We start from the raw sequence: 13178 nt of genomic DNA, 5'->3' as shown, positions 1-13178 counted from the left end.
CCTCCTAATAATCTCTATCTTTCTACAACTTCACTATATTATTTTCCTAAACAAAATTGAGAGAACAACTGGTCAATTAAGCTTTCATGCACTGTGTCCCCAGTAATTTCACCAAGTATTTCCCACGTTCTTGTTAAATCAATTTGTACCATATCAATTGGTACACCATTTTCAATCGCCTCAACTGCATCACCGATTGTTTTTCCTGCTTGTGTTAATAATCCAATATGTCTCGCATTAGAAACATATGTCATATCTGCAGAATCGATTGTTCCTTCAAAGAATAAATCAGCTATTGCCTTTTCGAGTTCATCTATTCCTTGTTCCTCAATTAAGGATGTTGTAATAACACGATTTCCCGCGGCTAACTCTGTAACACGTTCCATATCAATCGCTTGCGGTAAATCAGTCTTATTCACAATAACAATAAAGTCTTTTCCTTGTACCGCACGGAATAGATCTTCATCCTCATTTGTTAAAGCCTCGCTATAGTTGACAACAACTAATACTAAATCCGCTTGGCTCATCATTTCTTTTGAACGTTCCACACCAATTCGTTCAACAACATCTTCTGTCTCCCGAATACCGGCTGTATCTATAAGTTTAAGAGGTACACCACGCACGTTAACGTACTCTTCAATAACATCACGAGTTGTTCCTGCAATATCAGTTACAATTGCCTTTTTCTCCTGAACAAGACTATTTAATAACGATGATTTCCCAACGTTAGGTCTACCGATAATTGCTGTAGCAATACCTTCACGTAAAATTTTCCCCTGTTTTGATGTTTCTAATATTTTTTCGATTTCCGAACGAACATGCGTCGCTTTCTCAATTAAAATATTATGTGTCATCTCTTCTACATCATCGTATTCTGGATAATCTATATTTACCTCAACATGAGCTAATGTTTCTAATATTTCTTGACGCAAAAGACCAATTAATTTAGATAATCGCCCTTCCATTTGATTAATTGCTACATTCATCGCACGATCTGTTTTTGCTCGAATCAAATCCATAACAGCTTCTGCTTGTGATAAGTCGATACGTCCATTTAAAAAAGCACGTTTTGTAAATTCGCCCGGTTCTGCCAATCGTACTCCTTGTGCTAGAATAAGTTGCAATACTTTATTTACTGAAACAAGTCCACCGTGACAGTTAATTTCCACTATATTTTCACGTGTAAAGGTCCTTGGTGCGCGCATAATAGACACCATAACTTCTTCAATAACTTGATTTGTATCTAAATCAACAATATGACCATAATGAATAGTGTGAGAAGGAACCTCTGTTAAATCCTTCCCCTTAAAAATACGATCAACTTTCTCAACCGCATCATCCCCACTTACTCGAACAATGGCAATTGCACCCTCTCCAAGCGCTGTGGAAATCGCAGCAATTGTATCAAATTCCATGTCCTTTCACCTCACTTGCTTATTTATCTCTATTTCAACATGATTATTTCTTTCACTAAATTATTAGGATACCATAACGAACCTATCTACAAAAGAAGAATAACTCATTTTATTATATCCCCATGTAAAAAACACTAAACTTATTCACAGTGGATAAGTTTAGTGTTTTTTAGTTATCCACATCTATTTTCCGCTCAAAAAAACCGGCACTCATTTGAGCAACCGGTCATTTAGGAGATATTACAACATGCCGATGTGGTTCATTTCCTTCAGAAGTTGTATTGATACCTTGATGATTTGATAATGCCTGATGAATAATTTTTCGTTCAAAAGATGGCATCGGTTCTAAAATAACTCTTTTTTTCGTATTAAATACTTGTTTCGCTAATCGATAAGAAAGTGATTCTAACGTACTTTTTCTTTTACTACGATAATTTTCAGCATCTAGTGTAATACCGATATACTGCTTCGTGTTACGATTCGCGACAAGTTTTGTTAAATACTGTAAAGAGTTCAATGTATTACCTCTTTTCCCAATTAAAACACCTACATTATCACCAGAAATTATAAATTCGATTTCGCGTCCTTTTACAATTTTACTAATCTCGACTTCCACACCCATATCGTGAATAACATTTCTTAAATATTCTTCACATTCTTGAATTGGATCTTTCTTCAATACAACTTCTACTACTGCAGGGCGATTCCCAAATAAACCTAAGAATCCCCTTTTACCCTCATCGACAATATTTATATCTACTCGATCTTTTGATGTATTTAATTGCCTTAAAGCATCCTCTACTGCCAGCTCGACTGTTTGTCCTTTAGCAGTAATTACACTCACTTGCTTGAGCCTCCAGCCTTACCAGCCTTACCAGCCTTACTAGCCTTAATCTCTGGTCCTTTAATAAAGTACATTTGAGCAATACCAAAGATATTACCAACAACCCAGTAAAGTGATAATGCAGCTGGGAAGTTAATTGCAAAGATTAAAATCATAATCGGCATAAGCCAAAGCATCATTGCCATTTGTGGATTTTGACCAGCTGTTCCTGCCATTGCAAGCTTTTGCTGAATAAATGTCGTAATTGCTGCAACGACTGGTAAGATATAGAACGGGTCTGCATGTCCTAAATCGAACCATAAGAAACTATGTTGTTTAATTTCAGCTGTTCTCATAATTGCATGATAAAAAGCGAACAGAATTGGCATTTGAATAAAGATTGGTAAACAACCAGCTAATGGATTTACACCATTTTTTTGGTATAACTGCATCATTTCTTGCTGCAGTTTTTGCTGTGTCGCTTGATCTTTAGAGCTATATTTCTCTTTTAACTTCACCATTTCCGGTTGTAACGCTTGCATCGCTTTCGTACTCTTCGTTTGTTTAATCATTAATGGTAATAACGCAAAACGAATGATAAGAGTCGTAACAACAATTGCTAAACCATAATTACTGTTAAATAAGTTTGCAAAATACGTGATTAACTGAGAAAGCGGGTATACGAAGTATTCATTCCAAATTCCAGTGCTTTTTGGTGTAATTGGCTGATTTACTTCACTACAGCCAGCAGTAATCGCCATTAATGCAATAAGCATGGCTAGTAAACCTAATTTCTTTTTCAAAGCCTACTCCTCCTTGTATCGGTATGTATATAGTGTAATTCATTTCCTTACGCTACTTTTTTATTCTTTTCATACCAGAGCGTTTAAAGACATGAATTAAGCTTTTCTTTACTTCTTCATATGTCATCTCTGCACAAGGCTTCCTTGCTATTATAACAAAATCTTTTCCAGAAGCTATCTCATCTTTTAACTCTGTAATAGCCTGACGGACCATGCGCTTAATTCGATTACGAACTACTGCATTTCCTATTTTCTTGCTAACAGAAAGGCCGATGCGAAAGTTTGGCTGTTCTTCTTTATCTAATTGGTATACAACAAACTGACGATTTGCATTTGATTTTCCTTGTTGAAAAACCGCCTGGAATTCATCATTCTTCTTTATACGATGTTTTTTCTTCATATCAATTGACACTCCTGTATTTCATCAGCGGAAATTCACTATTATTAGAAAAAAAGACCACTGAACGATCAGTGGTCTACGCAGATAATACTTTTCTTCCTTTACGACGACGAGCTGCTAGCACTTTACGTCCGTTCGCTGTGCTCATACGGCTGCGGAAACCATGTACTTTGCTGCGCTTACGTTTATTTGGTTGGTAAGTTCTTTTCATTATATGACACCTCCCTGAGGAATATCTGTTAAAGACAGTCCTATAAATTATAGTTAATTAACTAGGAAAATGTCAATGGTTCTAGAAATTTTCATCAAATATTCATTTTGAACCTATTCACATACTTTTTCACAGCACCTATATTTCCTTGTGGATAAATATTTTTTCGCGCTTTTTATATCCACAAACTTTTTTCGCACTTTTACACAGTATATCGTGTTGTGGACAAGTTTATTCCACAAGGTATTGATTTTGTGGATAACTTTCTTAAATTCATTGCTATAGCCACTTTTTTTTGATATTATAGTTGTGTTTTCACTTTGAATAAGTTTTCCACATCTTTATCTTATCCACAATTTGTGTATAACATGTGGACAGTTTTAATCACATGTGGGTAAATAGTTGTCCACATTTGCTTTTTTTGTCGAAAACCCTATCTCATATACAAACGACGTTTTTAGGTTTTAAAATACGTTTCGTATAAATATACATTTTATATTTATTAGGTTGTACATTTGTTGCGCAACCTTATTCTTTTACCAACTTAGTAAAGGAGGGACACCTTTGGAAAATATCTCTGATTTATGGAATAGTGCCTTAAAAGAATTAGAAAAAAAGGTAAGCAAGCCTAGTTATGAGACATGGTTAAAATCCACAACGGCTCATAACTTGAAGAAAGACGTATTAACGATTACAGCTCCGAATGAATTTGCTCGTGACTGGCTAGAATCTCATTACTCCGAACTAATTTCAGAAACACTATACGATTTAACAGGGGCAAAATTAGCAATTCGCTTTATTATTCCCCAAAGTCAAGCTGAAGAGGACATTGATCTGCCTCCAGTTAAGCCGAATCCAGCACAAGATGATTCAGCTCATTTACCACAGAGCATGTTAAATCCAAAATATACATTCGATACATTTGTTATTGGCTCTGGTAACCGTTTTGCCCATGCAGCTTCATTAGCTGTAGCTGAGGCGCCAGCTAAAGCGTATAATCCACTCTTTATTTACGGGGGAGTTGGACTTGGAAAGACACATTTAATGCACGCAATTGGTCATTATGTAATTGAACATAATCCAAATGCAAAAGTTGTATATTTATCATCAGAAAAATTTACAAATGAATTTATTAACTCTATTCGTGATAATAAAGCTGTTGATTTTCGTAATAAATATCGTAACGTAGATGTTTTATTGATAGATGATATTCAATTTCTTGCTGGAAAAGAACAGACTCAAGAAGAGTTTTTCCATACATTTAATGCATTACACGAAGAAAGTAAACAAATTGTAATTTCTAGTGACCGACCACCAAAAGAAATTCCAACTTTAGAAGATCGTCTTCGTTCCCGCTTTGAATGGGGACTTATTACAGACATTACGCCGCCAGATTTAGAGACACGAATTGCGATTTTACGCAAAAAAGCAAAAGCTGAAGGGCTTGATATACCAAATGAAGTTATGCTTTATATCGCAAATCAAATTGATTCAAATATTCGTGAATTAGAAGGTGCACTTATCCGAGTTGTAGCTTATTCATCTTTAATTAATAAAGATATTAATGCTGATTTAGCAGCTGAAGCACTTAAAGATATTATTCCAAATTCTAAGCCGAAAATTATCTCTATTTATGATATTCAAAAAGCTGTCGGGGACGTTTATCAAGTGAAATTAGAAGATTTTAAAGCGAAAAAACGTACAAAATCAGTTGCGTTTCCTCGCCAAATTGCAATGTATTTATCGCGCGAGCTTACAGATTCCTCTTTACCAAAAATAGGTGAAGAATTTGGTGGACGTGATCATACAACAGTTATCCATGCCCATGAAAAAATCTCTAAACTACTAAAAACCGATACGCAATTACAAAAGCAAGTTGAAGAAATTAATGGTATTTTAAAGTAGTAGCTGAATAGTGTGAATAACTTACCTTGTTTTACGCACAGTCTATCCACATGTAGATAGACTGTTTTTACATCCTTTAGCGGGGTTATCCACATATCCACAAGCCCTATTACTATTACTACTATTTTTTATCTTTATTAATTAAATAAAATCTTATACTTACCGGAGGTTTTTCTTTATGCGTTTTACAATACAAAAAGACTATCTTGTAAGAGGTGTACAAGATGTAATGAAGGCAGTTTCTTCTCGTACAACAATCCCAATTCTTACGGGAATTAAAGTTGTAGCAACTGAAGAAGGAGTTACATTAACAGGAAGCGATGCTGATATTTCTATTGAATCGTTTATTCCAGTCGAAGAAGATGGAAAAGAAATCGTAGAAATAGCTCAATCAGGAAGCATTGTTTTACAGGCAAAATATTTTAGTGAGATTGTAAAAAAACTACCTAAAGACACTGTCGAAATTTCTGTAGAAAATCATTTTATGACAAAAATAAAATCTGGAAAATCAGAGTTTAACTTAAATGGTTTAGATTCTGCAGAATATCCGTTATTGCCACAGATTGAAGAACATCATGTATTTAAGATACCAACAGATTTACTTAAACATATGATCAGACAAACTGTATTTGCAGTTTCTACTTCTGAAACAAGACCGATCTTGACAGGTGTAAACTGGAAGGTATATAACAGCGAGTTAACTTGTATTGCAACAGATAGTCATAGGCTGGCACTTCGAAAAGCAAAAATTGAAGGACATAATATTGCAGATGAATTCCAAGCTAATGTTGTTATCCCAGGTAAGAGCTTAAATGAATTAAGTAAAATTTTAGATGAGTCTGAAGAAATGGTAGATATCGTTATTACGGAGTATCAAGTATTATTCCGTACAAAACATTTATTATTCTTCTCAAGATTGTTAGAAGGGAATTATCCTGATACGACACGTTTAATTCCGGCAGAGAGTAAAACGGATATTTTTGTGAATACAAAAGAATTCCTACAAGCAATTGATCGCGCTTCACTATTAGCAAGAGATGGCCGCAATAACGTTGTTAAATTATCAACTTTAGAGCAAGAAATGCTAGAGATTTCTTCGAATTCACCAGAAATCGGAAAAGTTGTCGAAGAAGTACAATGCGAAAAAGTAGATGGAGAAGAGTTAAAAATATCTTTTAGTGCAAAATATATGATGGATGCATTGAAAGCTTTGGATAGTACAGAGATTAAAGTTAGCTTTACTGGGGCGATGAGACCGTTCTTAATTCGTACAGTAAATGATGATTCAATTATTCAATTAATTTTACCGGTTCGTACTTACTAGGTAAGGAATAAGGGTTGCTAGTTTAAAGATGCTAGTGGCCCTTATTTGATTTTTGGGTATTACTTTCCTAATGCTAGTTTATTTAGTACAATGAAAGAATGAACACTTTCAGAAAGTGAGCGATTTTATGAAACGTATTAAAATTTCAACAGAGTATATTACACTAGGACAATTTTTAAAGTTAGCTGATGTAATTGATACAGGTGGCGCTGTAAAATGGTTTTTACAAGAATATGAAGTGTACGTGAACAACGAACTTGAAAATAGAAGAGGTCGCAAACTATATGCGAATGATGTTATTGAAATTCCAGGAAGCGGAACTTTCCAAGTTCAGGCATAAAGGGGGAGCCCTTTGTTTATTTCAGAAATACAATTAAAAAACTATCGCAATTATGAAAAATTAGAGCTTTCCTTTGAAGATAAGGTAAATGTAATTATCGGCGAAAATGCGCAAGGGAAAACAAATTTGATGGAAGCTATTTATGTTTTAGCGATGGCGAAATCTCATAGAACCTCTAATGATCGCGAACTTATCCGCTGGGATGAAGATTTTGGTCAAATAAAAGGGAAATTACAAAAAAGAAACAGTTCTTTGTCTTTGGAATTAAATATTTCGAAAAAAGGTAAAAAGGCAAAATTAAATCAACTTGAACAACAAAAGTTAAGTCAATATATTGGCGTGATGAACGTTGTCATGTTTGCCCCAGAAGATTTAAATCTTGTAAAAGGAAGCCCTCAAGTAAGAAGACGCTTTTTAGATATGGAATTAGGACAAATAGCTCCTGTATATTTGTATGAATTAAGTCAATATCAAAAGGTGCTCACGCAACGAAATCACTTGTTGAAAAAAATGCAAGGGAATAGTAAGAATGAGGAAACGATGTTGGATGTATTTACACTTCAACTAATTGAGCATGGTGCGAAAATACTGCAAAAACGTTTTGAATTTTTGCATTTGCTACAGGAATGGGCAGCTCCAATTCATCGAGGTATAAGCCGTGGATTAGAAGAGTTAGAAATTGTCTATAAACCAAGTGTAGATGTATCAGAATCAATGGATTTGTCGAAAATAAAAGAAGTATACTATGAAAGTTTTCAATCTGTGAAACAACGTGAAATTTTCCGTGGTACGACTTTAATTGGTCCTCATCGTGACGATTTACAATTCTTCGTTAATAGTAAAAATGTTCAAGTCTTTGGTTCGCAAGGACAACAACGAACGACCGCACTATCCCTAAAATTAGCTGAAATTGAATTGATTTATTCAGAGGTTAAAGAATATCCAATCCTTTTGTTGGATGATGTTTTATCAGAATTAGATGATTATCGTCAATCACATCTTTTAAATACAATTCAAGGAAAAGTGCAAACATTTGTTACAACGACGAGTGTCGACGGAATTGAACACGAAACATTAAAAGAAGCGAAAACAATTCATGTAACGAACGGCACTGTAGATTGTGAAATAGATAGGGAATAACCCCTGTTTAAATGGAAAAGTAGGTGATCTTTGTGTCAATGGAACAAAAGCAAATGCAAGAAAATGCATATGATGAAAGTCAGATACAGGTGCTTGAAGGACTAGAGGCAGTTCGGAAACGCCCTGGTATGTATATTGGATCTACAAGTGGAAAAGGGCTTCACCATCTTGTTTGGGAAATCGTAGATAATAGTATTGATGAAGCACTTGCAGGTTATTGTGATGAAATTAATGTTAGTATCGAAGAAGATAATAGTATTCGTGTAACGGATAATGGGCGTGGTATTCCGGTTGGTATACAAGAAAAAATGGGACGTCCAGCTGTAGAAGTTATTATGACTGTTCTCCACGCCGGTGGTAAATTTGGCGGTGGCGGTTATAAAGTTTCTGGTGGTTTACATGGTGTTGGGGCATCGGTTGTAAATGCTCTATCAACAGAATTAGAAGTATTTGTACATCGTGAAGGTAAAATCCATTACCAAAAATACGAAAGAGGTATTCCGGTTGCGGATTTAAAAGTCATTGGTAACACCGATCAAACAGGAACAATAACTCGATTTAAACCAGATCCGGAAATTTTCCAAGAAACAACAGTATACGATTTTGATACGCTAGCAACTCGTATGCGTGAATTAGCGTTTTTAAATCGTAATATTAAATTAACAATTGAAGATAAACGTGAACATAAGCAAAAGAAAGAATTCCATTACGAAGGTGGAATTAAATCATACGTTGAGCATTTAAATCGCTCAAAACAACCGATTCATGAAGAGCCTGTGTACGTAGAAGGTTCAAAAGATGGTATTCAGGTTGAGGTTTCTCTTCAATATAACGAAGGATACACAAATAATATTTACTCATTTACGAATAACATCCATACGTATGAAGGTGGTACACATGAGGTAGGTTTTAAAACAGCTTTAACTCGTGTAATCAACGACTATGGTCGTAAAAATAGCATTTTAAAAGATGCGGACAGTAATTTAACTGGTGAGGATGTTCGTGAAGGTTTAACAGCAATTGTATCAATCAAGCATCCAAATCCACAATTTGAAGGACAAACGAAGACAAAACTTGGGAATAGTGAAGCGAGAACAATTACAGAGTCTGTATTCTCAGAGGCATTTGAAAAGTTCTTACTAGAAAATCCTAATGTAGCGCGAAAAATTGTAGAAAAAGGTACGATGGCTGCACGTGCACGTGTAGCTGCGAAAAAAGCGCGTGAATTGACACGTCGAAAGAGTGCGTTAGAAGTTTCCAGTTTACCTGGTAAATTAGCTGATTGCTCTTCGAAAGATCCAGCAATTAGTGAAATTTACATCGTAGAGGGTGACTCTGCGGGTGGATCTGCAAAACAAGGACGCGATCGTCATTTCCAAGCGATTTTACCGCTGAAGGGTAAAATTATTAATGTGGAAAAGGCGCGCTTAGATAAGATTTTATCAAATGATGAAGTTCGTACAATTATTACGGCAATCGGTACAAATATTGGTGGAGACTTCGATATTGAAAAAGCACGCTATCATAAAGTTATTATTATGACCGATGCCGATGTTGATGGTGCACATATTCGTACCCTATTATTAACGTTCTTCTATCGTTATATGCGTCAAATAATTGAGTGTGGTTATATCTATATTGCACAGCCGCCATTGTTTAAAATACAACAAGGTAAAAAAATTCAATATGCTTACAACGATAAGGAACTTGAAAAAATCTTAGCTGAGCTACCAGCCCAGCCGAAACCAGGAATTCAACGTTATAAAGGTCTTGGGGAGATGAATCCAACTCAGCTATGGGAGACGACAATGGATCCAGAAGTACGTTCGTTACTTCAAGTTTCTCTTCAAGATGCAATAGAAGCAGACGAAACGTTTGAAATTTTAATGGGTGATAAAGTAGAACCGCGTCGTAACTTTATCCAAGAGAATGCAAAATACGTGAAGAACCTTGATATTTAAATGAGTAATGACAGGAATCTAAGTATTCCTGTCTTCTACATATAAATCAATGTATGTGTAACGGAAATGTAAGAGGAGGTGCTCGTTGATGTCAGACAATCAACAACAAGCACGAATTCGAGAAATTAATATTAGTCATGAAATGCGTACCTCATTTTTAGATTACGCAATGAGTGTTATCGTATCTCGTGCATTACCAGATGTTCGTGATGGATTAAAACCTGTGCATCGTAGGGTTTTATATGCGATGAATGATTTAGGAATTACAGCTGATAAAGCGTATAAGAAATCAGCACGTATTGTCGGTGAAGTAATCGGTAAGTATCACCCTCATGGTGATTCAGCCGTTTATGAAACAATGGTACGTATGGCGCAAGATTTTAGTCAACGTTATATGCTTGTAGATGGGCATGGTAACTTCGGTTCTGTAGATGGAGATTCAGCAGCAGCAATGCGTTATACAGAGGCAAGAATGTCTAAGATTTCTATGGAATTAATACGTGATATTTCAAAAAATACAATTGATTATCAAGATAACTATGATGGTTCCGAAAGAGAACCGATAGTACTACCAGCGCGTTTCCCTAATTTATTAGTAAATGGTACAACAGGTATTGCTGTTGGTATGGCAACAAATATACCGCCGCATCAGCTTGGCGAAGTAATTGATGGTGTGCTGGCATTAAGTCATAATCCTGATATTACTATCGCAGAATTGATGGAATATATTCCTGGTCCAGACTTTCCGACGGCAGGTTTAATTTTAGGAAGAAGTGGAATTCGAAGAGCTTATGAAACAGGTCGCGGTTCCATTATGCTTCGTGCTAAGGTTGAAATTGAAGAGAAGTCAAACGGTAAACAATCTATTATCGTAACTGAACTACCTTATCAAGTTAATAAGGCGCGATTAATTGAAAAAATCGCAGAATTAGTTCGCGATAAGAAAATTGAAGGTATTACAGATTTACGTGATGAATCAGATCGTAATGGTATGCGTATTGTCATGGAAGTACGTCGTGATGCTAATGCAAACGTACTATTAAACAATCTATATAAACATACAGCGCTTCAAACAAGTTTCGGTATTAATATGTTGTCTCTTGTAAATGGGGAGCCACAAGTACTAAATTTAAAACAAAATCTATATCATTATTTAGAGCATCAGAAGGTAGTAATTCGTAGACGTACTGCTTATGAATTAGAAAAAGCAGAAGCACGTGCTCATATTTTAGAAGGATTACGAATTGCTTTAGATCATCTTGATGAAGTTATTACGTTAATTCGTAGTTCAAAAACGGCAGATATTGCAAAGCAAGGCTTAATGGAACGTTTTGGTTTAAGTGAGAAACAAGCGCAAGCGATTTTAGATATGCGTCTGCAACGCTTAACTGGATTAGAACGTGAAAAAATTGAGCAAGAATATCAAGACTTAATGAAGTTAATTGCTGAATTAAAAGCGATTTTAGCAGATGAAGAAAAAGTTCTTGAGATTATTCGTGAAGAATTAACAGAAGTAAAAGAGCGTTTCAATGATAAGAGACGAACAGAAATTACAATTGGCGGTATGGAATTTATTGAAGATGAAGATTTAATTCCTGAACAAAACATTGCGATTACGTTAACTCATAACGGTTATATTAAGAGGTTACCAGCTTCTACGTACAAAACACAGAACCGTGGGGGACGTGGTGTGCAAGGAATGGGTACGAATGATGATGACTTTGTTGAACATTTATTAACAACGTCTACTCATGATCATATTTTATTCTTTACAAACAAGGGTAAAGTATACCGTACGAAAGGATATGAAATTCCAGAGTATAGTCGTACTGCAAAAGGACTACCAATTATTAACCTATTAGGGGTAGATAAGGGTGAGTGGATTAACGCTATTATTCCGATTCGTGAATTTGGTGACGATCAGTTCTTATTCTTTACGACAAAACAAGGGGTTTCTAAGAGAACGCCACTTTCATCATTTGCAAATATACGTACAAATGGTTTAATTGCAATTTCTCTTCGTGAAGAGGATGAAGTAATATCTGTACGTTTAACATCGGGTGATAAGGATATTATTGTCGGGACAAGTAACGGTATGCTAATTCGTTTCAATGAACAAGATGTTCGTTCTATGGGACGTAATGCTGCAGGTGTTAAAGCTATTACGTTGGGCGATGAAGACCAAGTTGTAGGTATGGAAATTGTCGAAGAGGATGTAAATGTTCTAATTGTAACGAAAAATGGTTACGGAAAGCGTACACCGATTGATGAATACCGTCTGCAAAGTCGCGGTGGTAAAGGTCTGAAAACTTGTAACATTACAGATAAGAACGGTAAATTAGTAGCTGTTAAGTCTGTTACAGGTGAAGAAGATATTATGTTAATTACAGCGGCAGGCGTTATTATTCGTATGCCAGTTGATCAAATCTCTCAAATGGGACGTAATACACAAGGTGTTCGTCTAATTCGATTAGAGGAAGACCAAGAGGTAGCGACGGTAGCAAAAGCACAAAAAGATGAAGAGGAAGAAACGAGTGACGAGGTTTCTTCAGAAGAATAAGAGAGGGGATTTTCCCTCTCTTTATTTTTTTATAATAATACTTGCATAGGGAAGAGAAAGCCTATATAATAGGCAGAGTCAGCAAATGAGAGATACAACTTATCAAAAAAAACTTGTTGACCAAAATAATATAGTATGATATATTATAAAAGTCGCTAAAACGCGATGTTGAACTTTGAAAACTAAACGAAACAAACAACGTGAAACGTCAATTTTTATTTTAGATGCTAGACAAACTAACTTTATTGGAGAGTTTGATCCTGGCTCAGGATGAACGCTGGCGGCGTGCCTAATAC

Annotated in this window: 11 protein-coding genes; 6 read left to right on the top strand and 5 right to left on the bottom strand. The window is 35.5% G+C overall.

Annotated elements, in window-relative coordinates:
* Nucleotides 1-38: 38 nt before the first annotated feature.
* The 5 genes from mnmE to rpmH all read right to left on the bottom strand — a co-directional run bounded on the left by mnmE (nt 39) and on the right by rpmH (nt 3652).
* Complete coding sequence (mnmE, locus tag ACTFSL_RS28185; RefSeq protein WP_000393757.1) at nt 39-1415, bottom strand: tRNA uridine-5-carboxymethylaminomethyl(34) synthesis GTPase MnmE; 1377 nt, start codon at nt 1413-1415, stop codon at nt 39-41.
* A gap of 226 nt (nt 1416-1641) precedes the next feature.
* A complete protein-coding gene (gene jag / locus ACTFSL_RS28180; protein ID WP_098518615.1) occupies nt 1642-2259 on the bottom strand; it encodes an RNA-binding cell elongation regulator Jag/EloR in 618 nt (205 codons plus the stop codon).
* Nucleotides 2256-3041, bottom strand: coding sequence for a YidC family membrane integrase SpoIIIJ (spoIIIJ, locus tag ACTFSL_RS28175; RefSeq protein WP_205173196.1), 786 nt, complete (start codon nt 3039-3041; stop codon nt 2256-2258). The genes jag and spoIIIJ overlap by 4 nt, the downstream gene beginning before the upstream one ends.
* A gap of 52 nt (nt 3042-3093) precedes the next feature.
* Nucleotides 3094-3441, bottom strand: a complete 348-nt coding sequence (gene rnpA / locus ACTFSL_RS28170; RefSeq protein ID WP_440042782.1) for a ribonuclease P protein component — start codon at nt 3439-3441, stop codon at nt 3094-3096.
* A 76-nt stretch (nt 3442-3517) separates the two neighbouring features.
* Nucleotides 3518-3652 (bottom strand): 50S ribosomal protein L34, encoded by a 135-nt coding sequence (rpmH, locus tag ACTFSL_RS28165; protein ID WP_000831901.1) that lies wholly within the window; start codon nt 3650-3652, stop codon nt 3518-3520.
* A gap of 564 nt (nt 3653-4216) precedes the next feature.
* Between rpmH and dnaA the strand changes: the two genes are divergently transcribed.
* From dnaA to gyrA, 6 genes are all read left to right on the top strand, one after another.
* Nucleotides 4217-5557, top strand: coding sequence for a chromosomal replication initiator protein DnaA (dnaA, locus tag ACTFSL_RS28160; protein ID WP_000428017.1), 1341 nt, complete (start codon nt 4217-4219; stop codon nt 5555-5557).
* A gap of 178 nt (nt 5558-5735) precedes the next feature.
* Complete coding sequence (gene dnaN, locus ACTFSL_RS28155; RefSeq protein ID WP_001212884.1) at nt 5736-6881, top strand: DNA polymerase III subunit beta; 1146 nt, start codon at nt 5736-5738, stop codon at nt 6879-6881.
* Nucleotides 6882-7008: 127 nt separating this feature from the next.
* Nucleotides 7009-7221, top strand: coding sequence for a S4 domain-containing protein YaaA (gene yaaA, locus ACTFSL_RS28150; RefSeq protein WP_000821364.1), 213 nt, complete (start codon nt 7009-7011; stop codon nt 7219-7221).
* A 12-nt stretch (nt 7222-7233) separates the two neighbouring features.
* On the top strand, nt 7234-8361 hold the full coding sequence (recF, locus tag ACTFSL_RS28145) for a DNA replication/repair protein RecF (RefSeq protein ID WP_000470745.1): 1128 nt from the start codon (nt 7234-7236) through the stop codon (nt 8359-8361).
* A 38-nt stretch (nt 8362-8399) separates the two neighbouring features.
* Nucleotides 8400-10322 (top strand): DNA topoisomerase (ATP-hydrolyzing) subunit B, encoded by a 1923-nt coding sequence (gene gyrB / locus ACTFSL_RS28140; RefSeq protein ID WP_440042781.1) that lies wholly within the window; start codon nt 8400-8402, stop codon nt 10320-10322.
* Between the two features lie 88 nt (nt 10323-10410).
* A complete protein-coding gene (gyrA, locus tag ACTFSL_RS28135; protein WP_440042779.1) occupies nt 10411-12882 on the top strand; it encodes a DNA gyrase subunit A in 2472 nt (823 codons plus the stop codon).
* Nucleotides 12883-13178 lie beyond the last annotated feature (296 nt).

The organism is Bacillus cereus group sp. MYBK108-1 (genome assembly GCF_051917185.1).
GTDB lineage: Bacteria > Bacillota > Bacilli > Bacillales > Bacillaceae_G > Bacillus_A > Bacillus_A cereus.
This window is presented reverse-complemented; position numbering and strand designations above follow the sequence as displayed.

What these genes read in the sequence shown, in the direction of transcription:
- mnmE (WP_000393757.1), bottom strand. Translation starts at nt 1,415, where the DNA reads ATGGAATTTGATACAATTGCTGCGATTTCCACAGCGCTTGGAGAGGGT.
- rnpA (WP_440042782.1), bottom strand. Translation starts at nt 3,441, where the DNA reads ATGAAGAAAAAACATCGTATAAAGAAGAATGATGAATTCCAGGCGGTT.
- rpmH (WP_000831901.1), bottom strand. Translation starts at nt 3,652, where the DNA reads ATGAAAAGAACTTACCAACCAAATAAACGTAAGCGCAGCAAAGTACAT.
- dnaN (WP_001212884.1), top strand. Translation starts at nt 5,736, where the DNA reads ATGCGTTTTACAATACAAAAAGACTATCTTGTAAGAGGTGTACAAGAT.
- yaaA (WP_000821364.1), top strand. Translation starts at nt 7,009, where the DNA reads ATGAAACGTATTAAAATTTCAACAGAGTATATTACACTAGGACAATTT.
- gyrB (WP_440042781.1), top strand. Translation starts at nt 8,400, where the DNA reads ATGGAACAAAAGCAAATGCAAGAAAATGCATATGATGAAAGTCAGATA.
- gyrA (WP_440042779.1), top strand. Translation starts at nt 10,411, where the DNA reads ATGTCAGACAATCAACAACAAGCACGAATTCGAGAAATTAATATTAGT.